Raw genomic sequence first — 24,286 nt, 5'->3', positions numbered from 1 at the left:
AGAATGGTAAGAGGACGCATCCCGGAGAGTGCTTGATCCTCACACCGGATTCAATCCTTACTGCTTCTGTCTCTTGTAGGCAACATCCGCTAACAACCGATATATGAACTTTGGAGTCTCTTTGTAGACTCCAAAGTTAAGTCGGTCGAGACGCATACCAGTATATAAAGAGTGGTTGTTAGAATGAGTGAATCTGCAAACTCCAAAGTTCGGGCGAAAGTCTGGGTGACACCAGAACAGGTTGAGGCACTCCGGTCGGCATGTTATGCCATCGGAGCCGACTATCTGCAACAACGCAACGAAGCTATCGTGGTGACGATGTACGATACTGGACTCCGGGTTGGTGAGCTCGTACAACTCAACGTCGAACTTCTTCGAAACAACAACTCGGATCTTTACCTTCCGACTGAGATCCAGAAGGACTACCCGAACGAAAACTCACCGCCACCTGTAACGCTGGAACTTGCAGATGACACCTCGCGTTTGCTCTCTGCGTATCTCACCAACCGCTGGAAGGATTCATTGGCACTCTTTCCATCACGGTCTGCAGACCGAATCTCTGAACAAGGTGTACGGAATATGCTGCACAAGGTAGCCGACGAGGCTGGTGTCCGACCATACAAGATCGATGGCAGTCGGGGAGATACGAGTGATGTGACTCCGCATACTCTTCGACACGGTGTGGCATATCGGATGATGAATGTAGAAGAGGGGAACACACTCTATGACGTTCGCAACCGGCTTCGCCACCGAAGTATTCAAACAACTGAGCGGATCTACGATCACCTACTCAAGGTTTGATTCGATCGGCTATGTCGAAATCATCTAGAGATGACAAGACGTGCGTGCTGAATACAACGCGCAAATGCAGCAGATCTCAGTTAGTAAGCCTATCCGTTATGCTCGATAGCTTCCAACAAGGAAACTATATTCGGTCGTTCATCACTCCGCAATTCGGTAGGATACCCACCGACGCCGACGACGAAGTCGTCTCCGGACTCCACCGCCTCTGTGATGTGAAGCGTGAGGTCGATCGGGATTCCTTCTCCGACGAGGTCAGCCTCCCCTTCGAATTCGCCAACAGTTGTCGATTCACGGGTGATCGATACCGTGTCCTCGTCAACCTGTTCCAGGTTCTCCATCCCCTCGTATCGATCTTGAACTTTCTCCGCGAGTTCCTCGCTCGTCATCTCGCCGACGGGGTTGAATGTCCGGTTGAGCACGCTCACTTGCGGGGTCGTGAGTGCCGTGCAAACGGCTGCTCGAAGGCGTTCGTCGATCGGCACTCCCAGTTCTCCCAGGTCGATTGCCTTGTCGTACTCCGCCTGCCAATTCGTGACAACGACGTCCTGCGTCTGACCGCCTGCTTCGAACGTCCGTTCGATCCCGATGTCCTCGATTTCGTGCTCGTCGTACCCCGTCTCGTCCAGGGCGGATTGCGGAATCGATGCCGGGTCCGCATCAAACTCCATCGGATCGTCGCCGACGAACGGCATACTCGCAGTACATCCAGCTGTAGTTGCTATCGCTGTGCTCGCACCGAGTGTCAAGAAGGTTCGTCTCGATTGCATAGGTATCTGATTATTTCGGAAGCTGATTTGTGAACGGTACAATCGTTACAGGCCCATCGCTAGCAGCTCCGATGCGCCGGGGCCTCCCGGGCTGAACCCGATTACGCCAACCAGCCAAAGGATACCCAGTACGAGAGCAGCGAGTGCGATGACCCGCCACGACAGGCTGAATAGCAGACCGACGATCGCAACCGCGACCACGAGCGCGATCAGCAGCCCCAGTAGGAACACGGTTGGACCGACGAACAACGGTATCGAGACCATGGCGCCGATCATCACGCCTCCTCCTCGTATTCGACGGTGATGCCTTCGGGGACGGGCTGGAGAACGTAGTCATCTGCCTGCCCGCGCTGGACCGGGGTGAAGTCCGCCGTGAACTCAGTGCGAGTATCCTCGCGGACCTCGAAGCCCTCGTTGAACGTCAGTGGTGCTTCTCCCGGTACCTCGACGGTCGCGTCGGAACCATCTTCGAGCGTCGCGTCGATCCCGTCGATATCGAGTTGTAGGAACTCGTATGTTGAGACATCGAGTTCCCGTTCGTCAACTAGCTGCGTGTTGTCACCTTGCAGTTCGACGAGGTCGGCCTGCTGGGATTCTTCGTACTCGTAGTACTCGCGGTCAGCGGGTTCCTCGTCTTCCTCTTCACCTGTCTGTGCACCATCGGGACCGAGCCACATCCCGACGATGGTAACGAGACAGGATTCGAAGTCCGCGATGTCGCCTGGTTGGTCGGTCACCTGCGTTGCAAGCGTTCCCGTTTCGCCGGAAGCGAGACAACCAGCGAACCCGATTATCCCGGTTGTTGCTGCCCCAGTCGTTGCCAAATACGTTCGTCTGTCCGTCAAAGTGGTATTCTGTTTCATGAGATGTAATCGATTACGTTGGTCAGTTGGAATTGGGTGTTTATGTTCAGCACTTACGTGGCTGACTCCACATCGTCGCTCTCGTCACCGGTTTCGCTGCGGTCACTCGTGTCGGAACTGTCACCGCCACCTAACAGGTCGCTTAGCGCCTGGCCGAGGTGGTCAATCGACCCATCCAGGAACGATCCAATTCGGTCGTGAAGATCGCTCACGTGTTCGGGCACCTGTGCGGGTAGGCCGTCGTTTGGCCCGATATCATCGGCGTTCTCGGCACGATCGTCGGCGGCACCAGCAGTTCCGCCGTCGGTGTCGGACTCATTTTCGTGAGACGTATCCGATGCATTGTCATTCGACTGATCGGCTGGGCTGGCGGCTCCGAGCGCCGCCACCCCACCGATCATGAGCAGTGCCACAACCGCAATCGTGATCAGTTGTCTTGCGTTCATTGCGTCCGATCATACGACAAGACCGATGATATACACTGGAGTTGTTGACTCCTGGTTTCCGGCATTTTCCACCATTTAACGCCGTTTGGGAGTGATCGAGACCCTCAACGTGGTGCTGGTCCAGGACCGTTCGGTCGAGGTTTTAGATACGTTCACTACCGATTCGATACCGCGGACCAACGAAGTGCATTCCAGTCGATTAGCGAGAGTACGCCGACTCAAGAAACGGTGCACTGGCAAGTTCAGCACCCTCCGAACACTGTTGGCTGATAAGACTGCTCACCTTTTGAACTTCATATCTTTTAAGCGAGCAGCTGAAATAGATTCAGGTATGAATGTCCGCTTCGGCTTGCTTGTTTTCCTTTTCGCTACAGGCCTTCTCATCGGGCTTGGCCCCTCAGTATCTGCCGGATCGGCACAAGGAACAGAGGCACCAGCGATGGAGCCAGATGAGATCGACGCTGATGAGGTGCGAATGGATATTGCGCTCCAAGACGATGGTTCTGCTGCGTGGACGGTCGAATTCTGGGTCCAACTCGACGACGATGACAGTACAGACGCTTTCGAGTCACTCGAACGTGATATTGAGGACGATCCAGACGCGTACACTCACGAGTTCGCTGACCGGATCGACGACACCGTTGCGACCGCGAGTACCGCGACAAACAGGGAGATGACGGCTGACAGCTTTCGTGTCAGTACGGAACGACAGTCATTTGGCCGCGAGTATGGAGTCGTTCGGTACTCGTTCCAATGGCATGGATTCACCAGTAGTGAGAATGGCGAATTACAGGCCGGAGACGCGATCGAGGGCATCTATCTTGATGACGGAACCCGGCTACTGATTAGTTGGCCTGAGGAGTACGAACTCATATCCGTAACCCCAGATCCCGATGATCAGCGTGACCGGGCCGTTATCTGGCACGGTGGGGAAACGGATTTTGTCTCTGGAGAACCTCGCATCGTCGTTTCAACCGCTGGAACCGGGCTTAGCTGGCCGCTCATCGCTGGATCGGTAGGCGCTATCGGGGCGGTCACAGGACTTGCGTTCTGGTGGTTCCGTATCCGGACGAGGGACGAAACGGACGAACCATCGGGGAGTGATCCGCAACCAGTTGCGGAACCAGACCTATCGGAACCCGATGAGTCGCTGTTGAGCAATGAGGAACAGGTGATGCACCTGGTGGAAGAGAACGGTGGTCGAATGAAACAAAAGCGGGTGGTCGAGGAGCTTGGATGGACTGATGCGAAGACGAGCAAGGTAGTGAGCAAGCTCCGTGAGGAAGGTGAGCTCGAATCGTTCCGGATTGGCCGGGAAAACGTGCTTCGAATTCCCGAGGAAGAAGCCGAGAAAGCAAGCCACCACGAATAACGTCAATCCAATAACTGTAAATCGGGAAATCGATAGACGGCGTCGGATCGAAAACGGCGTAAAACCCGGGAAAACATCGTTGAACCGGAGCTACCAACTTCAGTGTATATCCGTGGACAGGCCATAGGAACGATTGCAATGAAACGACTTGGAACGATCCTCATGGCGATCATGCTCATTGCCGCACTGGCAGCGATGCCACTCGGCGCAGCCGCAGCCCTGGCAGACGGCAGTGAAGACAGTTCGAATGACAACGCAGACGCGAGCGAGAACAACTCGGTCGAACCAGGAGAGCAGTTGACTGGCGTCGTAGGTGTGCAAGACGCTGAAATCGATGGTGAAGTGTCCGATCGGACGTTCGGAATCAAAATAGCGAACGCGCAGTCAGATGCGGCCAAAGCCGACATCGTCGGTGACAGGCTTGCCGAAATCGAGGAACGGCTGGACGAACACGAAGCCGAACTCGAAGAACTAGAGGAAGCCCGTGAGAACGGTGAGATTAGCGAGGGTGAGTACCGTTCGGAGATAGCGAAGGTCACTGCCGAGAACGCTAACACGGAACGAGCTGCCGAACAGGCAGGGGAGACTGCTGGTGAGTTACCTGAAGACGTGTTAGAAGAGCGTGGGATCAACGTAGAGGCGATCCAGGAACTCCAGGAACAGGCGAGCGAACTTGGCGGACCTGAAACGGCTGAGCTTGCTCAGTCTATCGCTGGTGAGAACGTCGGGAACGGAGTTGCCGGTGACTTCGAACCAGGTGCACCCGACGAAACCCCTGGCGATGACACAACTGACGCAAGCGACGATGACGCTGACGATGAAGATCGTGGAGCCGGCAACAACAGTGACGATCGAGGCCAGTAACTAACAATGCACGACCGGACTCTGGTTGCCGTAGTTGCGGTAGTGCTTGTTGGGAGCGTATTTGTTTCGCCGGTTGCCGGAGCGACTGGCGTCGAGGACCCAGACGAACCAAAGATCCACGTAGAAATGACTTCGGACGGCGATGCGACCGTTTCGTTGGTCAGTGTCTATGATCTCGGTGACGAAGATGAGCAAGCTTCGTTCGAATCGTTAGAAGAAGACGAAGAAGCACAGGATGATCTCCGTGACCGGTTCACAGAGCGGATGGAATCCGTGGCTGAAAATAGCGGTCACAATGGAGAAGCCGTGATCGATGACGCATCGATTGAGATCCAAAGTGAAGACGGATACGGTGTAGTGACGGTGGCGGTTACCTGGAGCGGGCTAGCAGAGGCTGACGGTGAGACGCTCGTTCTGACCGAGCCGTTTGCGAGCGGGTTCGAACTGGACAGACAGTTGGTTATTACTGGACCGGATGATGCGACCATCGAATCTACCAGTCCCGACTCGGATGAAAAAGATAGTGCCCAAGCCTCTTGGGATGCGGATACAGACCTAGATGGGTTCGAATTGGTGATCTCACTGGAAGACGGTGAGAGTGACACTGTGGCGGAGACAGATTCCGAAGATGAAGAAGAAGCAGCCGATGGGCTACCTGGATTCGGAATCGGTGCTGCATTGGTTGCATTAGTTGCAGCTCTTGGAATAGCGTCACGGCGAATCCATTAGATCGAATCGACGACGATCAATCTTTTTCTCTAAGTGAGGCATCGTTGCGAGGAGTTTGGGGTACCTCTTCTGAGATTCGAAATCCCATCCAGAAACTCTGACATTCGTAGCTACGGGATAGACATTCGGTGATAGTGTGAAACAAACTATGTCCCTGTGCTGCATCTATCCTCTACATGTCACGCCACTTTTGACAGCTACTCGGTAGTTCGGACCGCGTCTGCTGAACCCATAGCGCGAATGTGGCACGAGTCAGAAAGTGAGTACCGGTCACGGTACCCTATAACGACTGAGGCTCGCGGAGAGAAACCACTATACGGTCTCGATGTGACAGATTCGGTGACCTGTGGAAACGACTCTGCTCGTGGCTGTGTGGTTGTTTACCGTAACCCATCTCGACACGCTACTCGTCATCGGCGCCTTTTGCACGGACAACGATTACCGGCTTTGGGAAGTGCTCGTCGGACATTACGTCGGCTTCTGTGTCGGACTGGCCGCGGCGGTCATCGGAGCGATTCTCGCCGCCGAACTCCTACAGGAGCGGACGTACCTGCTTGGTGTTGTCCCTCTCAGTTTGGGGCTGTGGGGGCTACTCCGCCAGCCGCCGGAAACGACGGTTGAGGAGTCACCGATCGTGCCGAACTCCCTCGGCCGTATCGGCGTCGTAACCGTCACGGGACTCGGTCTCAGCGGCGAAAACATCGCGGTCTTTGTCCCGTTTTTCGTTGATCTCTCACCATCCGAATTGACACCCATCATCATCGTCTACCTGATCGGTGCCGGAGTCGTGTTTCTCGCTGCGTTCATGATCGTATCTCGCGCCACGAGCGACGACATTCCTGACTGGTTGGACCGCTGGCTCGTCCCCACCGTGCTGGTACTCGTCGGCGGGTATGTCGTGGTGGCCGGATGGATCATCGCCTGAACTTCGGGCTTTCATCGAGCCGGTAGGGTTCCGTTCCCGGTTTCTACCGACTCTGTGCAAGATACAGGGCGCAAATGTCGCAACAGAGTGTACCCGAGCGAGGCGACTGAAATGATTAATGCGGTCTGAGCCGCGATACATTGTGAAAACTTCCCACAGAAACCTGATGATGGCTCAAAGCTAATCAGTGGTATGGATAAAGGGGCGCTAACATTCTATCGTGGCTGTACACCGGTCGTTGATGCCCAGTACGACCTGAAAGGTGATCGGTCACCTACGGAAGTCATTGTTAAAGCTCTTGCAGAAGCAGCCGGAGTTGACCCGCTTGAACTCCCACCACTGAATGAATTTGTTGATTGCGACGCCCTTGACAGTCTGTTCAAGGAGCATGACGGAGCCAAAGATGCGGATGCTATACTCACTTTTCGAATGGAGAACTGGAATGTGTTCATCCGAGCCGATGGCCGGATTCGAGTCTGTGATGGCACCCAGCCCACAGACCCAGAACCAGTCTTCGATCCCAGCACGGCCTAACGCAGCACCCCATTCTTCCCTATCCTCGAAATCGTCTCCGGTTACCCACAAAAATGGCATTACTGTATCCCCAGTTGGGACGATTCGTTCGAGTTCGATACGCTCCGTTGGCGATTCCGACAGAACTTGACCGAGCGTGAACTGGTCATTTTGTACGGTGAACTACAAGATGACGCTCATTGTCTACTGTGACAATGAGGAGCAGACTACGTAGATATGACGCCCCTTTGGCCCTTGCATGAGCGACGAACATCATCTACCGGTAGGCACCCCGAGATCGGTTTGCAGGTCTACTGGCCGTTTTATCTAACCCATTTATATCGGAACAAACGTAGTCCGTTTGCTGCATTCACGCTCTATATTCAGCACGACAATAGAAACATATCACCGATTGAGGATTTCAACAGAGCCACTCGATCCGAAAGGAGACACATTTCAGCGGGTTGCTACGGTATCAACATCCACGATCGCAAACCCAGCTTGTTCCCGCATTTCGTCCATCGCCTGTTCTTGCTCCGAGAGAACGCGATCGATCGTCTCTATCGGTGTGGGTTTGTCATCGGCTGTGAGATCCATAATGTATCCACCGAACATGAACAGGGCCTGTTCGTACCGGCGTGGGCGATCATCCGGACAGGTGTCACGGAATGCCTGACAAAACGCGCCATACTGCTCTGGGCTCTGACTGGCAGCCCGGAACAATCGATCCTCTCCCCCTCGAACCCCCCAGAGATACACGTACGCGTTCCAGACTCGGCGGTCATAAATCGGGAACGTCGCTGATGATGCTTCTGGGCCACTTGCCGCGAGATGCAGCAGAAACGACGGCGTCACGAGCCCAGACCCAGAAATAACATCTTCCTCACGAAGCCTGTCACGAACGTCTTTCACCGCCGCTGACGGTCGCTGATCCAGGTAGCGATCCATATCAAGTTGGGCGATAACAGGGGCAATCTCCGCAAAATCAATACTTCGACTCAAATCCTTCCACTTCCACAGTCGGCGTGCTCGCTCAACCAGATCTGACTCAGCCAAGGCCTGCACGTACTGATCATTATCTTCCTCATAGACGCGGTACATCGATGCCCAATAGGGCACGTTCAACGGCGGGTCGGACATACGCCTCGACAACACCGCCGGCGAAATAGAGATTCGGGCTTGTTGAAAACCTTCTGTGCTGATATTTGAGATAAGCTTCTTTGACGCCGTTCACGGCCAAAGCGACTGAAACCCGCCGCCATACGAAATCGAAAGCCGTGAAGAGGGTTTCAACAGTGCCACCGAGTCAAATAGGAACAACTATTCACTGTTTTCAGTCAAAGTAACGTCACCATCTTCTTCGACGGTGACTCGATAGCCATAGTAAGAGAAGCTAATCACAACGGAGTCTCCCGGGCCTTTGAAGAGGTGATCTAACGCATCCGTTTCAATCGCCTCTGCAAGCGGAGTCTCCAATTCAATTGGTTCAACATCCAATTCATCAGCGACGGCCTCAACGACTTTCGTACTTGGCGACGGATCCGTAGACGTTTCGTATTCATTCATCGTTACCCATCTCCCCATAGATATGTATTCGTGTGGCATAAAACCTGATATTCGACTCTTTGGGCTCTGTATCTAATTTTTGTCGTCGCGCACATACAGATCTCCGGAGTGCGAGTTGCCATTCTCTGTATTGTGCAAGGCGACATTATGCCGGGAAGGACTCCAAGCACATCAATAGACGACGTGTTAGCAATCTTCGAAGACAACTCTGACAAGTGCGAACCATTTACCGCTCCACAAATCGCAAAACAACTTCAGTCCGATATACACCGCAATACCGCTCGAAACTATTTACAAGATCTTGAATCCATAGGTGAACTCCGCACTAAGAAAGTTGGATCCGGGCGCGTATGGTGGCGACCCTGCAAATAATCGTCTCAAAGATACTCTTGGCTCTGTTGAAATCCTCTTCTTTAGAGAGTTGTTCACGTGAATCGGCTGCACACTACATGTGCGCACGTGCCCTACATTCAGCACGCCGTTTGTGTAAACTGTGAATGGTTTCAACAGAACCAGATATTCTGGTGACACATCTTCGTAACCAGGTACTCCCCGATTCATTATTAGGCCTGAGCGTCAAGAATCGGTCAACACGCCAACGTATGGGATACCAACTGGGTTATAATCATCTTCGGATTGGGGGGACATCTCAATGAAACGGTTTCTACGGTACTTCCTTTACCGTGAATTGTACCGCTGGCTTCGAAATAGTGGGAAAGACAACTCTAGTTCCACAGAACCCCGCACCTCGAATGAGCCACACCAACCCACGCAGCAACACATCGATGAGCTTCCTCTTGAGGAAGGCCCTCTCGAAAGCACCGCCGAATTGAAGACGGTCCTACAGCAGATGGACCCGTACGATTTCGAGCACTTCGTCGCGGATCTCTGGCATCGCATGGGCTGGCAAACCGAGGTCTCCACTGCAGCGATGGACAAAGGCGTCGACATTACCGCCCGGAAACAACACCCGTACGAACAAACGACGCTCATTCAAGCGAAGCGGTACGGACCGAACACAACTGTCGGCTCCCCCGATATTCAGCAGTATGCAAGCCTCGGCCAACAATACAACGGCGTTGACAAGGTCGTCGTAGTAACGACGAATGAGTTCACCGGACAGGCCCGCGATCTCGCCGAGCGGCTCAACGTGAAACTCATCAACGGCGATGACCTCGTCTCCCTCATCGTTGAGAATGACGCGCTTGATCTCGTCGACGACTACCTTGAGTTCGTGACCACAGTCGAATCCGAATCAGTCAGCGAGCAGCCCCAGCAGCAGGCCGACGAAACACAGTCAGAAGCAACCGAAACGACAACGACAGCCGAACCGGAACCAGAACCAGAACCGACGACCCACTCCAACGCGGTTCCATCTACTGTCTGGGAGAAGACGATCATGGTTGCGATCCCCGGCTGGGTTGTCGCCTTCTTCGGTGTCGAAGTCTTGCCGGAATCGCTGTGGGCATTCATCTTTTTCGCCGTCTGGCTCGGGCTTCCCATCGCGCTCTTCCTCGATGCGAGACACGTCAGGGAATACCGAGACTGGCCGCAGTACTGGTGGGCATACGTCCTCACGTCACTCATCTGGCTGTTCGCCATCATTCCTGCTGGGCTCTATCTGTGGCGACGCCGCTCTTTCAACGAGTCGGCCGACGCCGAAACAGACACGTCTCATGCTCCCGAGACGGCGACGGCTAACACGACACCCCCTGATGCAGAGACGCATTCACAGTCCAAAACAGAGTCAGACACCTCTCCAGACGCATCGGCAACACCAGCCGCGCAGACAGCTTCCTCGAAACAAGACAGTGACGCAGTCTCGACGAACGACCAGGGGCTGAACCGGATGGACATCGAATACGGTGGTGATCAGTACTACGCCCAGACAGCCACATCCCCGAACGGCGAATACACCGCAGCCTACCAAGATGGGCGATCCGGAGCCGGAGATGACGATCCTGAACCGGGTCGGGTCTTCCTCTTTGATGGTGACGAACTCCAATTTACGACCGAGATCGATCGCCCGAACGCCTGTGCTGTCGCTAACGACGGGACCGTAGCTGTTGTCGACTGGAACGACTGGGGCGACACACTCTCCGGAACGTTCCACGTTTTCAACGGGTCAGGACATCGGTTCGTAAAACACGAATTTGACTCGAACATCGGCCCCGTCGCCATCACGCCTGACGGTGACTACGCGGCCACGAGTACGTTCAACCCTGACTGCAGCACCTACCTGTTCAACGTTGCCGCCGGCGAACGACTGCTCCGCCACGAGAATCAACACGGGAACGTTCAACACCTCGACTTCGTCGAGCGAGGCGGCAACTGGATGCTTCGGCTTGGAAATCCCGACGGCGACTCGGCGTACGGCATCGACCTCGGCGGCCACATCGTCTGGAAAAGCGAAGGACTGCAGCGCCAAGCCCGGTTAGACGAACTTCTTGAGGGTAGTACAGAGGCGGATCTCCACGAGGCGCTGGATCTATTGGAAGAGGCGATGGAACTGGCCTCAGAGGATTACGAAGAACGAAACGTCGCAGGGCAACTCGCAGAGACACACTGGAAGCTTGCCAAGACCATCAAACAGGAAGACGGTGTGACTGGCGAGTGGTGGGAGCATCTTGACCAGGCTGCTCAGTACTACCGTCAGACCTTGCCTCGCTATGCCGGGAAACAAGGCCTAGCGAAAGTCAAACGACAGCAGGGCAAGCAACATCTTGACGACGGAAACGAAGCGACCGCCCGCGAATGCTTCAAAGAAATCGCTACCCTCGAAGATGAATACGATGTGCAACTCCTCACAGATGCTGATAAACGCCGACTAAACGAGTTACGGTAACGTACATCGATAGACTTTCGCCTACGACTTCGAACCCACATCCTCGACACCCTACGTGACTACTTCGTCGACGTATACGCACCCGTACAGAAGTCACGGCACGACTGAAGCAGAAATAATTCAGCGTACCATAGATATATGTCGCTACATCCAGTAGAGACAAGTACGAAACCCCACACGCATGAACCTTACAGACATCCCCGACGATGCATACGACGGCGAGGAGACACCGCCTAACCTCGACGAGCTGGAATCTCCCGACTCGCTCCTCAAGCGCGGGCCGATCCGAGAGCGACTTCTGGATATTGTCGTCGGGCTTCGCACCCCGACGAAGGTATCAACGATCGCCGATCGCGCCGACTGTGACACCGAGACAGCTCGGGATTACCTGGAGTGGTTCAACGAGATGGGCATGGTTCACCGCCACGACGGCCGCCCGGTCCGCTACGAGCGTAACGATGCGTACTTCCAGTGGCGGCGTATCGACCAGATCCGCGAGGAATACTCCAGGCAGGAGATTGTCGACACACTCGCCGACACACTCGAACAGATCGAAGACTACAGAGCACAGTTCGATGCAGAGCACCCGGACGAAATCTCACTCGTCGATGTGACTCGGGATCAGAATATGTCCACAGAAGCAGCATGGGAAGCGCTCTCCGAGTGGGAAACGCTCGAACGGCGAGCTGCACTCCTAGACGCAGCCCGCCGTGATGATCTAGTCTCTAGTAGCAAGCCACGACGCATCGATGCCTGACGACGCGACGGATCCACCCAGTCGTGGCCCCATCGATACGGAAATCCTCGACCGGATCGCTGCCCACCTCGCCCGGAGCGATCGATTCGATGACATCGAGACGCAACCGCCGTATGCTCCGAACGCTGTCATCGCCAACTACGATCTCGGATACTTCCCAGGCGGGGTCACGCGTGCGTACCTGCGGATCCGCTGGTTCGAGACCGTCGACTTCAGCATCCACTATTCGGAGCAATACCAAACCGGGAACTCGTGGGAATGCCGATGGGATCGACACCCGAATGACCATAACACCCGCAACCACTTCCATCCGCCCCCAGATGCACCGACACCTGGAGAGGATGCAGACTATCCCGACGACTGGCGGGACGTGCTCGCAGCCGTCCTTACAGATCTCGATAACCGGATCGAGGCATTCTGGGACGAGTGACAATTTGACGAGCGTAGAACGCCTACAGCGACGTTAGCTTGAGAGTTTCTTCTTCACGTCGCCAACATTCTTGAGTATCATATCCTCTTCCGTATCTCGAATCCCCGCCCAAGCGTCCTGTGACATCAGATCATAATACTCCGTGATAAGATAATCAACGACCTCAGCAGGTGGAGCACCTATCTCACTCATCGCACGAATCTCGTACCCATCTGGAATACCTTCGTCCGATTCAACATCAACGCGGACAGTTGGGTATAACGGAATAATTCCCCGATCAGAGATGTGTCGCACAACGGCGTCTTTCGTCTCGTTATCCAAATCAAGAACCTCTTCAAGCGAATCACCAGCATGAAAAATGTCGATCCATGGGTCCGCAGTCCATTGTCTGACTGTGATCGGTTCATGATCCCGACACAACAAAGCTTGTTTAGCGTACATATTGACGCTCGCAACGAAGTGTTTCTCAACGCTCCGACGACGCCGGTGGAGACGCTCAAGCGCATCGACGACATCACCATCGACTTGCTCACGTTCCCGCACAGTTTCTATGATGTCCTCTAGCTTGTCCCAAGCGAACTCGTCATCATAGGTCACGCTGAGCGTTCCGACACGCTTAACGCTGTACCAGGCGTCTACTAGCTGGGTATAGCTTGGCACACTCACGAGAACGTCCACACCAGTCTCTGGAATGTGGTAGACCGCATAACCACTCCCCGTTTCAAACGTAATTTTCACGCGGTGTTGCCAGTTGTCGGGGATGGTCCAAAGGTGTTCACCCGTGAGAACCGCGTCACGCTCAGCAGGGACACGTTTGGTCCAACGATCCCGTGGTTCTCTCCCGCGTGAAACAACGATATGTTCGTCGCCTTCGCGGTAGGCGTAGAGATGACCGTCCGCCGAGTAGTACCTGACATCGTCGTTGTGCATCTTGACTTCAGTACGGCTGCGTATTGTCTCGGTTCCGCCGTCGGTCATCGTCTCTGTACACGTGTTGGCAGTGTTGGATTCTGTCGTACCGGATTTCTCGGTGTTGCTCTTAGCCTCTTCTTCGTCGCCGATCTGATTATTGGATTCTCGCATACCTCACACCGGTTAAACTAACGGTCACTTTTAAAACTAAGGAAAATAGAGGTGTGGATCTCCCGTTCTGCCGGTGCTGAAGGGGGGAAAGAGGCGATACCAGATTCCAAGTATGAAATGCAGACTCACAGCACGACCATTTCACCGAAAAACGGACGTATTCCGCATTGATTACGAATTCCCTGTGATGGTTGACGAAATTGGTTCTTTGGCGCGTCACTAGCACCGGTGACTAACCAAGTGACCGCTCTGAATCACCCGAAAAGCACCAGTTTACACCATTACGTTCAATGATGCATACAGGGTGGAATCAGAATGATCAACTCCAGTCAAGAAAACTGTTCCATTCCCAGTTCAGACTCTCACAGCTCGGCGTTGATCTGCTGCAACGCCGTAATCGCGGTCTGTAACTGCTCACGAACCACTGTCTTGTTTTCGCTCACCACCGACTCATCGATCGAGTCATCCGGACGATCCTGTACGGACTCCCTCGAACCTGCTGTCTGACTACCGTCTTCAGCACCGTGGGGGACAGAATCGAGTCGCTGTTGTTCGTCAGCACCACTCGAATCCGTATCCGCCTCGTCGATTGTCTCACTCGTCGAATTCCCAGCCGGATGCTGCCCCCCACGTCCGCTTCTTCGAAACACGTCCAGTGGGAAATCGTACGCGTACGCTCTCTTTTCCCGATGGAACGTCGTTCGGCGGGATATGTCAAGCACGTTCATAATCTCCTGCCGGTCACAGCCCCGCTCCAGGGCTTGCCTGACTTGCTCGTCTTCCATTCGCTGCAGTAACGCCTGCGGATCATCCGGGATGTGACCGCGAGCTGAATGCTCGATGTGCTCCGTAAGCCCCCACTCCCCGGACTCGACATCTTGGTCTATGATCTGCCGGTCGCGCGATTCGACCATATTATCGAGACCCATGAGTACGGCCAGTCGCTCCCGCACCGCCGTCATCGATAAGTTTGCTGTTAGCGCATCGGCAATCCGACCAGTTCGTGCCGGCCCGGATTCAGCCAAAAACCGCAAGATCTCTATGTCCTGCGGCAGCAGCACACTAAGATCAGCTTCGGACAACGTCACTGGGGCGTCTGCGGGTGTCGACTGTTGGTGAACCCAACTATGACAGGATCGGCACAGTGTCGTCAGATTTTCCGGGGCGTTTTCATCGATGTCAGCTGGATCACGCTCAATATGATGGACGTGTAACGTCGCCAATCCGCCGCGCTCTGGCCCTTCTCGCCCGCATATCTGGCATCGATGGCCGTCTCGTTTCAACACCTCTGAGCGTGTCTCGGGTGTCACTGACTCGTTTTCGCGGTTCTGCTCGTAATCGTGGGCCGTCGACGAATCCGATTCACGCGGCTCCGGATCGTCTGTCTGTACTGTCGTCGATTTCTCGTTCGGTTCGTTGCTCAACTCGTGGTTGCGTCCGTCAGCTCGTGTCATGTGTTTCTGTTAGCTTCGGTCGTTTGTTCGATTGGTTCGCGCGGTGCCAGCCAGCATATGGATGATCGCTTCAATCAGATCGACCGCTTCCATCGCTTCCCAGCAGGCTGGGAGTTGCACAGCTACGCGAGCATCACCTCTGCACCGTCGGTGACAGTGACTTCACCGAGAACTCTGATTTCGAGCAATACCACTGAGCGAGCCGTCCGAGATCCCGGGTCCGCAGCACATCCGCGGCGTTATGGGCCACTAAGTCAGCGAACCGTCCCTCATCGAACGCCGTGACAGCTTCAGCACTCTCGACGAACGGATCCACGTCGCTGAACCGGCCATCGCACAACACGTCATAGACGCCTGCTAAGTCACCCAGATCATCGGACACAACACCAGCGTCATTGCCATCACTGGATGTGACGGTCGTATTGAATCGTCGCGTGATGACTGGCATTAGATCCGCGTACGGAACATCACGGAACGGCCACTCAATCTCCAACCGGGCTAATCGCGTCCGAAAGAACGGCAGATCGAACCCGCCCTTCCACCGCTCGCCGTTGAACGCGACCAGCAACACGTCGTCATCCTGGAGCCGCTCTTCAGTGAACGATCCCACTGCTTCAAATAGCGCTCGTTCCGTCGGATGCGCCGTTACCTGCACATGCACAGGCACGCGATCGCTTACCTGTGACGCCACGTCGTCAGCATCTCGCCCGCCAGTCTGGACGAACACCCGTACGCCCATCGGCACCGCAAACCCGACAGCCGTCACTTCGTCATCGACACCGAATCCGGTCGTCTCAATATCGAACGCAACCAGTTCCAGCACCACTACGCATCACCCCCAGATGGATCAGTCGCCCCGCTTCCTCGTGTCTGCACGGCACGGTCAGGGACGCGGTCATCATCCGCCGGTCGAACTCGAATCTCACCGAACCCGAACCGCGAATGCGTCCCAACCCGGGATACCCCGTTCTTCGCCGTCCCGATCGGATCCGATCCGTCGTACCCAACGAGCTGTCCGTGATCAACCGTCGCTAACTCGTAGATCTCTCCATCATCAATGAGTTGTTCCGACCGCCGCCGTAACCTGGTGCCTTTCACCTCACTCAACTCACTATCGCTGCTACTGTCACAGTCAGCATCAGCACTCGATGCCGCAGCTGGGCGCGACACATCCCACCACCACGGCACTGACTGATCATCAGCACCGGGGTACTCACTCGCCAGCACAAACGGTGACACCAATTCAAGGACGTGCTCGTCTGCGGCCGCAATCCGATCATAGTCCAGCCTGTCGAGATCGATCAGCTGCGTATCGATGATTGATAGCCGCCCGAACCCATAGTTCCGCGCGCCGCCAACCTGCACGTCATCCAGCATCTCGTCCGCGACCGGTAGCACCGACCCCGTCCGTGGATCAGATGCAGTATCAGCGTGCAGATAACACTGCACGACCCACTTGACCGACCGGTGTGAAGTCTGCAGCTCCGGTGGCCGACCAAACCGTGTGACTCTGTCGAACGCGATCCGCCCACCGTGGCTCTGCAACGGCTGCACATTATGCGCATCCCGGGGACGTGACGACTTGAGCCAGCGGTGCGCCGCATCACGCAACAAGAACAGATCATCATACGTCTCAACAGCCGGCAGGGACGCCCCGACCATACCCAGCGACGACTGAGAGTGCCACGACGGCGGGATTCCGTACTCTCTCGGCAAGAACACACCATGGCTAACACAGAGCGCTCGTCGTGTCCGCTCGTCAACGCGCTGCGCGAGCGCCTGGAACAACGCGTTCCCAGTCACATAGTACGGGTGACCCAGGTACCCTGCTTCCAGTTCAAACAGCACTTGCTGGATATGTGTCAAGGTGATTCACCCCCTACGTTTCCACTCCAGTTCCAGCGTAACATCCGCGATTGACGCGCCACGGACTGCAGCTCGGACACACCCTGTTTCCAGTGCCATGCCCCGTACAGCGTCTCTACCATCACAATATCGGGGGCGGCGGACACGTACATCACCAACCAGTCCCGTAGCGACACCACACCGCGCCACAATAGCGCAGCCTGTCTATCTCGATTGGAACCACACACCCCGTTTCCAGTGTCTTCGTTGTTACAGTTACAACACTGAACCCAGTCTTCAGAGTCTCGATTGTTACAGTTACAATACTGTCTCTCTTCATCACACCCCGGATTGTAACAATATCGGCAAAAATTGCCTTTTTTGTGAATGTGATTGTTACAATCACACCACTGACCCCTGTGTTCACAGACCCGATTGTAACAACTCCGGTGATAATTTCCGCATTTGTGAACTCGATTGTTACAATCACACCACTGTTCAGAACCCATACGATCACGCTTACAACACGGGCCACACACCCCATTTCCAGTGCCCTCGGCAGCAGACGCGCTCACACCGTCAAATTCCGGCACCGATCCAGACTCAAGGCGAGCCGACTCGATGTGTCCCATCGTTACGACCACCCCTGTTCAACATCAGCAGCACCAGCACCACACCACGCGACGAACTCCTCGATATACTGCAGCGCCGCCGACCACGACCGCAGCCGACGAAGCTGCGCATCCAACACCATCAACGTCCGCATCCCATCAGCGTCGAACGGCTGTCCCGACAGTTTCGTCCACACATCCGCAAATGATCGCGCCGGGCCCGGCCCAAGCCGCGCTGCCGGCCGGCCACCCGGATCACTCGTTATCTCCAGCGTAACCAACGGTGACCACAACACCGTCCGATGCGGCGACACCACTGCACTCTCTAACGCTGCGTCGACACTACCATCAGCAGCCGCCGCCTCACCAGGCCCCGCCGCCAGGAACAACTCGTCGAAGCTGTATCCCGCACGGTACTCCGACAACAACGCCGCAGCCAACAACACGTGGTACTTCAGCGACGTATACGGATAGTACGGCGATTCGTTGAATGCCGCCGCCACATCGCTCGTCAGCCACGCCGCGTGCAGCCGAGCGGACTCCTCAGACACGACCAACTGTCGGAACCCGCCATCCGCTGCCGCTTCGATCCGGCTCGGTTCCGTCGCGGACTCAGCCGTAAGCAACGACAACCGATACGGAGACGAGTGGTTCGCCACTGTCTGCTCGGGCTCACCTGCTGGCCGACTCAGCAACGCCGCAACACGATCCGCACCCCGTGGCACGTCTTCATTCACGCGGACACCGTGATACTCATCAGCTGCCGCATTATGCCGCCGGCCGTTCATCTTGTGCACATCGTGACGATACACCACCACCATCGGATCAGCAACCGTCTCACCCACCGCATCAGCATCCACCAACTCAGCCCCATCGACCATCACACATCACCTCGCTCTCCCTCGCCAGCCTCGCCTCGACGATCAATCGCCGCAGCCAACTCGCCGTCAGCATCGCTCACACGCGCCTGCAACGCCCGCACGAACTCCTCACGATAACTATCGCGCCACTCCTCGTCTTTCTCTTGCATCGCGGCCGTCGCATTCCAACCACGATTGTACACACGGCGGATCTCCTCATCAGTGTACAGCGGATTCACAACACTCACATCCGCAATCCCTGCACCGAAATTCCGCGCACCACCGAGCTGGAACTCAAACGAATCACTCCGCGCATCGAGCAGCGACACTGCTTCCACCAACAAGCCGACGAACTCCGGCTTCAACGTTCGGAGTGTCAACAACCACGTACCTTCCAAATTTCCGACCACGTCACGCGTCGCATGCCGCAGCGGCTGGCCACCATCCTCGTCGTTCCGCGACCGAACCTGCGTATGCAACTGCCGGTAATGCGCCTCAGCCTCACCGCGAAGCACGTCAACCTGCGAACGAACCGGCGAGAACCGAATCGGCCGCCGCAACAACTCACCGGGCCGGTCACCAAACCCACCGAACAGCTCGTACACCACGCAACCCTGCTCGTCGCTACACGCCTCAACACAGGTACCTTTCTCGTGATACCCCTGGTTCAAGTCACGATCATACACATCCGCACGCATGTAATCCGCACTCGACTCCCCAGGATGGCACGCAGTCGTTCCCGCAATCTGTAGCACACGTTCACACGCGTGCCGCAACCAGCCCGACAATGTAAACGGCGAAATTTGTCCGCGAATCTGATTCATCGGATCATCCGCCTCATACCGCTCCGCAGACGCATGATGCCGATCCGTCACAACACCATCGCCCGGCGCAAGCAGATCAACCTCAAGCCCGACGTAGAGATCCGGGAACGTCGATTCATCGACTGGTGGAAGATCAAACTCACCGTCAAGATGATCCATCACAAACAACGGAGTCTCCGCTCCCCCCGTCATTGTGAACCACCACTGTCACACCACGACGATGGCTGCTCACGCCCAGATGATTCCGTCACCACACCCGAACGAGTCATATCAATCAGGGCATCCTCACTATCGGCACTGGAGTCCAGATCAGTATCATCCAGCGTGTGCGCCTCTACAGTGTTCACCGGACTCAGGGCAACCAACTCTGGATCAAGCAACACCGGCCATGTAGACTGCTTCGCCGTATCCGACACCGTACCAACACGCCCCTGGACAACCAGCACACGGAGTGACCGATCCCACGAGCGACTATACTCATCTCCGTGACCACAGCAAAGCGTATCCTGAATTTTAAAATTCAGATCAGACACCGACCGAAAAGCGGACACAGTAATGCGTCCGCCTTCACGGATTCGAGAGTCGCAAATTTGACAGGTAACGACCCCTACCGCCAAATCTATCCTTTCTACTTGGAGTATGTCTTTAGAGAGTTTGTTGTCGATAGCTTCTTGATTTGTCGATGTTGACTGTCTCATGGGTTCTTGCATACCTCTGGAAGAGCCCAGCTCGGATGCTACAGACATCCGGGCGTTCTTCGTGATCTCTCACCCAACAGAGCTGGACCTTCTTATCCATAGTTACTATATACAGTCATATAAAGGTTACTGAAAGTAGTAACCATGCATTTGTGATCTCTATGTGACTGCTCTCAGTAAGAATACCTTTGAGGAAGGCCAGCAAAGCGCGGGTATGGTGGATGATCAGTATCGGGGACTCCTTACTGAACGTGAGCGAGAAATAGTGAGGGGTGATGCAGATGTGTCGGATAACTACCGGTACCGTGTTGTAAGTCGTGTCCGTACGAAAATAGAGAATATTGATGAGGACGTTGATATTTTAGCGGAGAATCGGGAAGATTTGCTCGAAGAACTACGAGAGGTTGTCTGCACAGATGACGAGTGAGTAGTCAGGATGCGCTACTCCAGTTCAATCGCCTTACTAGCCGCATCAAGGGGATTAGTGTAGAACACAAGTTGGAGCTGGTCAAGGAGTTCATCGGGGATTTTCGGCAAGTCTTCTTTGTTCTTCGCTGGAAGGAGCACCGTTTTGGCTCCAGAATCCGCAGACAACTGGAGTTTATCGATCAACGAACTCACGGAGACTAACTCGCCCATCAAGCTCATCGATCCCAGTACGACGGTCTGTGGCCGGACCGGTCGATCAAGAATCCCCGAAACAATGCCTACGAGGAGTCCGACACTCGTTTCACCACCCTCATTCGCATCAGAGGGGTTCAGAACCTGGATGTTGATGTTGTAGTCATCCAGAGTCTCCTCACGAGTGAGTTCACGCATATTCGCCTGTAGATAGTCACAGGCGGTCTCGAAGGACTCTTTCATTCGCTTGCCCGGGGTGCCCGAAATATTCGTCTTGCCTGATCCTGGAAGCGTCTGTGTCTCGATTCGGAACGGAGCATGGCGTCCTCCGCTCTCACCGATCGTGTAGATCGTCCCTGCCTGTTGTGTTCCGGGGGGAATGAGTGCTTCATCCGCTTCCTCGGGAACCGAGACATGGATCTCCTGTTTGGTCTCCAAGTCGAGATACGAAAATTCGACGGCCCGATATTCCATCCCACCCATCCGCTTCAATTGCTCTTTGACTCGACGGCGGCCTTCCATAGCGAATTCGAGGTATTCTCGGAGCTCTTCTTTCGTGTATTGGCCGTGAGGATGAAGGAGTTTGAGCAGACCAGAAACGGTCTTACGTACGGCCTTTTCGTCCCGCTGGTTCAGGTGATCACCAAACGCAAACTCCTCGTTGATCGCGTCACCGTATGACTCCTTGCGGAGCTCCCGGACGAACTCAGCGAAGTAATCGACGATGAAGCCGAACTGATCACCGAAGAACTCGGAACGCATCTTCGGGACTTCCCAGCCCGGAAGGTAGTAGTGGAACCGATCGATAAGTGCGAGATCCTGCATATCCTCAGGGAATGGCTCGAAGAGGTGAGAGCTCTTGAGAACGCCTTCAACATCCAGGTCAATGTTTCCGACGTAGACCATCGAGGCCTGGGCGGTCAGTTCCTCGGTTCCGCGGGAGAAGCTTCCGGACTCCATATAATCTTTGAGCATCTGGACGGCTTCCGAATCGCTGAACTGGAGCCCCCCGACCTCGTCGAAGGCGACGACATCCCAACGACCTACGAGTCCGATCCGGCCAGTATTGAGATTCAAAAACAGCTTTGCGACGGTGGTTTTCCCGCCGGAGATGAGAATCGAGTGGGGGCTGATCTCTCGGTAGAGATAGCTTTTGCCCGTCCCGCGTGGCCCCAGCTCGACGAAGTTGTAATTGGACTCGACGAGTGGGATACAGCGAGTCAAGAAGAGGAACTTTTCGCGGCCGCTGAACGAGGACGGATCGTAGCCGACGGTTTGAAGAAGCAGATCCATCCATTCGTCGCGCGTGAATTGTTCCCGCCGTTCCTTCAGTTGGTCGAGATTGAGGTTGGAGACCTGAATCGGTTTGAACGAGTCGATGCCAAAGAGGCTCTTGGGGCTATTTGCGTTGTCTGGGAGATATTCCAGGTCGATGATGGCCCAGACACCGCCGCCCAGAAGCTTCGGGTGTTTGCTGACGAGATGTTCGTTGATCTCAACATCGTTCAATCCAAGATTCACGAACGAACCGATGTAGGCGTCCTGTTGCTCATCCAGCCGGACGGTGACCTTGTCGATGACACGATAACGCCCGCGTTCTCGGACTTCACTCTTGACGAATTCGGCTTCGTCGGGGCGAACGTAGTGCTTTGAGAGAATCTGTTTGACCTTTTCGAGGCCCTCTTCCAGAGATTCTTCGTCATCGGTCGCGCAGTACTGTCCGATTAGATATTCGAGGACGTAGGTGGGGACGTTCACCCCGGATTTGATGTCCTGAACGAGGTCTTTCCGGACGACGCGCCCGGGGAAGACATTCAGGGCTTTTCGATCCACGTCCTCAGTCGTCATTATATAATGAGAATGTAGCCGGTGCCATATTGGTGTCGGTCACAGGAGCGAGAACTCACTGGGATTAGCATAGATCCTCAGACGTTTTAGAGCGGCAGAAGATAGCTGAATAGAAACCGACGTGTGAAACTCAGAGCAATCAATACATCTTCATTTAATATTAGTTCAGTTTTATCTAAAAAATCTAATAGCTTTCAAGGGTTCAACTAGTCTTTTTCTTGTTTTGCAATTTTCTCTTTAAATTATTCCAAGTCAAATAATTCTCCATTAGAATTAACTTTCAAACCCTCGTATTCAAGTGCTGAATTTAATTCGGAGACAACCTGAGAATGCTTATCCTGATTACCGATATAAGATTGGGGATGGGCAAACTCCGTGATAATATCCTCTAAAGAACGGTTTTCATTGCGGTTTACTTCCTCTAATACATCCCGTACGGCGGTTTTTCGGGCACGTTCCAAATCTAATCCTTTTTCTTCTGCTTCTACTGGAAATGTTGCAATATGTTCACGTATCGTTCCTTCTTTGGCAGCATCCCAGTCAATATCAATATCTTGCCTTTCGAAGAATCTGGATAAGTCATCTCCTGTCCAAGTTTTGGAAATTAAATCAGCGAGATAGTCTCTTGTTCGCGGATCGAATTTATTCTGATCTACACCAGAACTCTCAACTGATTGGATTTCTTCTAAAAGTTGATCAGCCACCTCATCTATAGAGGAACTATCAGCACGAATCGCCATTCGAGATGCTAATAATGGACTGTTATTGGCGACTTGCTCACTCCCAATATCGTACCATACTGGAAGGATTATATTTCTTTTTGAGTCGACATTTTTGTGAATTAAACTATGAAGCTCTTCTTGAGGCCAATCCTTTTGGAAGAAAGCATCCGATAGGACAACAACACCGTAATCTGATTTTGAGAGACCCTTGTCGATCTCCTCTGGGATACTATCCCCAATAGATAACTGAAAATCATCATACCAGATCTTTGATCCCCTTTCTTCAAGCGTATTTGCTAAAGGTTTAACAAAATCGTCTTTGTCCTCACTCGCGTGTGAGATGAACATGTCCCAGTTACTATCGCTTGCTCGTCTTTGGGTTATTTTATTATCTGTTGAAATCTTAAATCCCTCTTCAGTAGATTTGACAGCGGGTGCTAAATTTTCGAAACGTTCCATCCCACCTTGTGTGAGTATGTATCCAGATGGGGCATTTGATCGCTCAAAGTATCTTAAATCTCCATCTTCTTTTATTTTCTTCATGTTCAATGCAATAGCAGTTTCACTAATGGGGAAATCAAACAAATCTAGTATATCATGAGCGATACTTGATTGTACCGTGTCTTCCCCCCCGTACATCATTAGATAATAAACAGTAAGCCCGACAATTTCTTCAGGTGTGTTTGCATCTGATCTATTAATAAACTGTTTAAATCCCATATCGGGTGTTAACGCTTTCCAGTAATCAAATTACGCCTCAATCACCTTTGATAGATGCATCTCAATAACCGACTTCTGATAATAAGCTATTGTGCCGATAGTCCTGTTCCAATTATAAC

General features: G+C 54.1%; 25 protein-coding genes. 10 read left to right on the top strand and 15 right to left on the bottom strand.

Going from position 1 to position 24,286, the window contains the following annotated elements; translation table 11 throughout:
- The first annotated feature begins 183 nt into the window (after positions 1-183).
- Entirely contained in the window at positions 184-801 is a 618-nt protein-coding gene (locus QQ977_RS01240; RefSeq protein WP_285927061.1) for a tyrosine-type recombinase/integrase, read from the top strand.
- An 89-nt stretch (positions 802-890) separates the two neighbouring features.
- On the opposite strand, the gene QQ977_RS01235 is transcribed toward QQ977_RS01240, so the two are convergent.
- Genes QQ977_RS01235 through QQ977_RS01220 form a run of 4 tightly spaced genes read right to left on the bottom strand, consistent with a single transcriptional unit; the run spans position 891 to position 2,880 of the window.
- Complete coding sequence (locus QQ977_RS01235) at positions 891-1,613, bottom strand: DUF6517 family protein (RefSeq protein ID WP_285927060.1); 723 nt, start codon at positions 1,611-1,613, stop codon at positions 891-893.
- A 3-nt stretch (positions 1,614-1,616) separates the two neighbouring features.
- Positions 1,617-1,847 carry a hypothetical protein gene (locus tag QQ977_RS01230; protein WP_285927059.1) on the bottom strand — a complete coding sequence of 77 codons (231 nt, stop codon included), beginning with the start codon at positions 1,845-1,847 and terminating at the stop codon, positions 1,617-1,619.
- On the bottom strand, positions 1,847-2,434 hold the full coding sequence (locus QQ977_RS01225) for a DUF4382 domain-containing protein (protein ID WP_285927058.1): 588 nt from the start codon (positions 2,432-2,434) through the stop codon (positions 1,847-1,849). Before QQ977_RS01225 ends, QQ977_RS01230 begins: the two co-directional genes overlap by 1 nt.
- Positions 2,435-2,487: 53 nt before the next feature.
- Positions 2,488-2,880: a hypothetical protein gene (locus QQ977_RS01220; RefSeq protein WP_285927057.1), complete on the bottom strand. Its 393-nt coding sequence runs from the start codon at positions 2,878-2,880 to the stop codon at positions 2,488-2,490.
- A 331-nt stretch (positions 2,881-3,211) separates the two neighbouring features.
- Between QQ977_RS01220 and QQ977_RS01215 the strand changes: the two genes are divergently transcribed.
- The 5 genes from QQ977_RS01215 (at position 3,212) to QQ977_RS01195 (ending at position 7,304) form a co-directional block, all read left to right on the top strand.
- Positions 3,212-4,252, top strand: coding sequence for a DUF7345 domain-containing protein (locus QQ977_RS01215; RefSeq protein ID WP_285927056.1), 1,041 nt, complete (start codon positions 3,212-3,214; stop codon positions 4,250-4,252).
- A gap of 138 nt (positions 4,253-4,390) precedes the next feature.
- Entirely contained in the window at positions 4,391-5,116 is a 726-nt protein-coding gene (locus QQ977_RS01210; RefSeq protein WP_285927054.1) for a hypothetical protein, read from the top strand.
- Positions 5,117-5,122: 6 nt separating this feature from the next.
- The gene (locus QQ977_RS01205; protein WP_285927053.1) at positions 5,123-5,845 is read left to right on the top strand and encodes a DUF7345 domain-containing protein; all 723 of its coding nucleotides are present in this window, start codon (positions 5,123-5,125) and stop codon (positions 5,843-5,845) included.
- 346 nt (positions 5,846-6,191) lie between these two features.
- Positions 6,192-6,770 (top strand): cadmium resistance transporter, encoded by a 579-nt coding sequence (locus tag QQ977_RS01200; protein ID WP_285927052.1) that lies wholly within the window; start codon positions 6,192-6,194, stop codon positions 6,768-6,770.
- A 192-nt stretch (positions 6,771-6,962) separates the two neighbouring features.
- On the top strand, positions 6,963-7,304 hold the full coding sequence (locus QQ977_RS01195) for a HalOD1 output domain-containing protein (RefSeq protein WP_285927050.1): 342 nt from the start codon (positions 6,963-6,965) through the stop codon (positions 7,302-7,304).
- A 435-nt stretch (positions 7,305-7,739) separates the two neighbouring features.
- Here the strand turns inward: QQ977_RS01195 and QQ977_RS01190 are convergent, their stop codons facing one another.
- Entirely contained in the window at positions 7,740-8,423 is a 684-nt protein-coding gene (locus QQ977_RS01190) for a hypothetical protein (RefSeq protein ID WP_285927049.1), read from the bottom strand.
- A gap of 180 nt (positions 8,424-8,603) precedes the next feature.
- Positions 8,604-8,849 (bottom strand): HalOD1 output domain-containing protein, encoded by a 246-nt coding sequence (locus QQ977_RS01185; protein ID WP_285927048.1) that lies wholly within the window; start codon positions 8,847-8,849, stop codon positions 8,604-8,606.
- 850 nt (positions 8,850-9,699) lie between these two features.
- Between QQ977_RS01185 and QQ977_RS01180 the strand changes: the two genes are divergently transcribed.
- The 3 genes from QQ977_RS01180 to QQ977_RS01170 all read left to right on the top strand — a co-directional run bounded on the left by QQ977_RS01180 (position 9,700) and on the right by QQ977_RS01170 (position 12,881).
- Positions 9,700-11,694 carry a restriction endonuclease gene (locus QQ977_RS01180; protein ID WP_285927047.1) on the top strand — a complete coding sequence of 665 codons (1,995 nt, stop codon included), beginning with the start codon at positions 9,700-9,702 and terminating at the stop codon, positions 11,692-11,694.
- Between the two features lie 181 nt (positions 11,695-11,875).
- Positions 11,876-12,451, top strand: coding sequence for a DUF7342 family protein (locus QQ977_RS01175; protein WP_285927046.1), 576 nt, complete (start codon positions 11,876-11,878; stop codon positions 12,449-12,451).
- Positions 12,444-12,881, top strand: coding sequence for a hypothetical protein (locus tag QQ977_RS01170; RefSeq protein WP_285927045.1), 438 nt, complete (start codon positions 12,444-12,446; stop codon positions 12,879-12,881). The genes QQ977_RS01175 and QQ977_RS01170 overlap by 8 nt, the downstream gene beginning before the upstream one ends.
- Positions 12,882-12,914: 33 nt before the next feature.
- Here QQ977_RS01170 and QQ977_RS01165 read toward each other — a convergent pair whose 3' ends face one another.
- The 7 genes from QQ977_RS01165 to QQ977_RS01135 form a co-directional block, all read right to left on the bottom strand.
- Positions 12,915-13,964, bottom strand: a complete 1,050-nt coding sequence (locus QQ977_RS01165; protein ID WP_285927044.1) for a hypothetical protein — start codon at positions 13,962-13,964, stop codon at positions 12,915-12,917.
- 362 nt (positions 13,965-14,326) lie between these two features.
- Positions 14,327-15,418: an HNH endonuclease gene (locus QQ977_RS01160; RefSeq protein WP_285927043.1), complete on the bottom strand. Its 1,092-nt coding sequence runs from the start codon at positions 15,416-15,418 to the stop codon at positions 14,327-14,329.
- Positions 15,419-15,551: 133 nt separating this feature from the next.
- A complete protein-coding gene (locus tag QQ977_RS01155) occupies positions 15,552-16,244 on the bottom strand; it encodes a hypothetical protein (protein ID WP_285927042.1) in 693 nt (230 codons plus the stop codon).
- Positions 16,244-17,284 carry a hypothetical protein gene (locus QQ977_RS01150; protein ID WP_285927041.1) on the bottom strand — a complete coding sequence of 347 codons (1,041 nt, stop codon included), beginning with the start codon at positions 17,282-17,284 and terminating at the stop codon, positions 16,244-16,246. Before QQ977_RS01150 ends, QQ977_RS01155 begins: the two co-directional genes overlap by 1 nt.
- A gap of 151 nt (positions 17,285-17,435) precedes the next feature.
- Positions 17,436-17,807 (bottom strand): hypothetical protein, encoded by a 372-nt coding sequence (locus tag QQ977_RS01145; RefSeq protein WP_285927040.1) that lies wholly within the window; start codon positions 17,805-17,807, stop codon positions 17,436-17,438.
- 90 nt (positions 17,808-17,897) lie between these two features.
- Positions 17,898-18,755 carry a hypothetical protein gene (locus tag QQ977_RS01140; protein ID WP_285927039.1) on the bottom strand — a complete coding sequence of 286 codons (858 nt, stop codon included), beginning with the start codon at positions 18,753-18,755 and terminating at the stop codon, positions 17,898-17,900.
- Positions 18,755-19,750, bottom strand: a complete 996-nt coding sequence (locus QQ977_RS01135; RefSeq protein WP_430540839.1) for a hypothetical protein — start codon at positions 19,748-19,750, stop codon at positions 18,755-18,757. Before QQ977_RS01135 ends, QQ977_RS01140 begins: the two co-directional genes overlap by 1 nt.
- Before the next feature lie 720 nt (positions 19,751-20,470).
- On the opposite strand from QQ977_RS01135, the gene QQ977_RS01130 reads away from it, so the two are divergent.
- Positions 20,471-20,683: a hypothetical protein gene (locus QQ977_RS01130; RefSeq protein ID WP_285927037.1), complete on the top strand. Its 213-nt coding sequence runs from the start codon at positions 20,471-20,473 to the stop codon at positions 20,681-20,683.
- A 14-nt stretch (positions 20,684-20,697) separates the two neighbouring features.
- Here the strand turns inward: QQ977_RS01130 and brxL are convergent, their stop codons facing one another.
- Together brxL and QQ977_RS01120 are read right to left on the bottom strand one after the other, a co-directional pair.
- Positions 20,698-22,725: a protease Lon-related BREX system protein BrxL gene (gene brxL / locus QQ977_RS01125; protein WP_285927035.1), complete on the bottom strand. Its 2,028-nt coding sequence runs from the start codon at positions 22,723-22,725 to the stop codon at positions 20,698-20,700.
- Between the two features lie 242 nt (positions 22,726-22,967).
- Complete coding sequence (locus QQ977_RS01120; protein WP_285927032.1) at positions 22,968-24,167, bottom strand: toll/interleukin-1 receptor domain-containing protein; 1,200 nt, start codon at positions 24,165-24,167, stop codon at positions 22,968-22,970.
- Between the last annotated feature and the right edge of the window lie 119 nt (positions 24,168-24,286).

This window comes from Natrialbaceae archaeon AArc-T1-2, from assembly GCF_030273315.1.
GTDB lineage: Archaea > Halobacteriota > Halobacteria > Halobacteriales > Natrialbaceae > Tc-Br11-E2g1.
This window is presented reverse-complemented; position numbering and strand designations above follow the sequence as displayed.

Bases quoted from the DNA above. Each gene is read 5' to 3' on its own strand.
- QQ977_RS01240 (WP_285927061.1), top strand. From the start codon at position 184: ATGAGTGAATCTGCAAACTCCAAAGTTCGGGCGAAAGTCTGGGTGACA.
- QQ977_RS01230 (WP_285927059.1), bottom strand. From the start codon at position 1,847: ATGATCGGCGCCATGGTCTCGATACCGTTGTTCGTCGGTCCAACCGTG.
- QQ977_RS01225 (WP_285927058.1), bottom strand. From the start codon at position 2,434: ATGAAACAGAATACCACTTTGACGGACAGACGAACGTATTTGGCAACG.
- QQ977_RS01220 (WP_285927057.1), bottom strand. From the start codon at position 2,880: ATGAACGCAAGACAACTGATCACGATTGCGGTTGTGGCACTGCTCATG.
- QQ977_RS01215 (WP_285927056.1), top strand. From the start codon at position 3,212: ATGAATGTCCGCTTCGGCTTGCTTGTTTTCCTTTTCGCTACAGGCCTT.
- QQ977_RS01210 (WP_285927054.1), top strand. From the start codon at position 4,391: ATGAAACGACTTGGAACGATCCTCATGGCGATCATGCTCATTGCCGCA.
- QQ977_RS01205 (WP_285927053.1), top strand. From the start codon at position 5,123: ATGCACGACCGGACTCTGGTTGCCGTAGTTGCGGTAGTGCTTGTTGGG.
- QQ977_RS01195 (WP_285927050.1), top strand. From the start codon at position 6,963: ATGGATAAAGGGGCGCTAACATTCTATCGTGGCTGTACACCGGTCGTT.
- QQ977_RS01190 (WP_285927049.1), bottom strand. From the start codon at position 8,423: ATGTCCGACCCGCCGTTGAACGTGCCCTATTGGGCATCGATGTACCGC.
- QQ977_RS01185 (WP_285927048.1), bottom strand. From the start codon at position 8,849: ATGAATGAATACGAAACGTCTACGGATCCGTCGCCAAGTACGAAAGTC.
- QQ977_RS01180 (WP_285927047.1), top strand. From the start codon at position 9,700: ATGGACCCGTACGATTTCGAGCACTTCGTCGCGGATCTCTGGCATCGC.
- QQ977_RS01175 (WP_285927046.1), top strand. From the start codon at position 11,876: ATGAACCTTACAGACATCCCCGACGATGCATACGACGGCGAGGAGACA.
- QQ977_RS01170 (WP_285927045.1), top strand. From the start codon at position 12,444: ATGCCTGACGACGCGACGGATCCACCCAGTCGTGGCCCCATCGATACG.
- QQ977_RS01165 (WP_285927044.1), bottom strand. From the start codon at position 13,964: ATGCGAGAATCCAATAATCAGATCGGCGACGAAGAAGAGGCTAAGAGC.
- QQ977_RS01160 (WP_285927043.1), bottom strand. From the start codon at position 15,418: ATGACACGAGCTGACGGACGCAACCACGAGTTGAGCAACGAACCGAAC.
- QQ977_RS01145 (WP_285927040.1), bottom strand. From the start codon at position 17,807: ATGGGGTGTGTGGCCCGTGTTGTAAGCGTGATCGTATGGGTTCTGAAC.
- QQ977_RS01140 (WP_285927039.1), bottom strand. From the start codon at position 18,755: ATGGTCGATGGGGCTGAGTTGGTGGATGCTGATGCGGTGGGTGAGACG.
- QQ977_RS01135 (WP_430540839.1), bottom strand. From the start codon at position 19,750: ATGACGGGGGGAGCGGAGACTCCGTTGTTTGTGATGGATCATCTTGAC.
- QQ977_RS01130 (WP_285927037.1), top strand. From the start codon at position 20,471: ATGGTGGATGATCAGTATCGGGGACTCCTTACTGAACGTGAGCGAGAA.
- brxL (WP_285927035.1), bottom strand. From the start codon at position 22,725: ATGACGACTGAGGACGTGGATCGAAAAGCCCTGAATGTCTTCCCCGGG.
- QQ977_RS01120 (WP_285927032.1), bottom strand. From the start codon at position 24,167: ATGGGATTTAAACAGTTTATTAATAGATCAGATGCAAACACACCTGAA.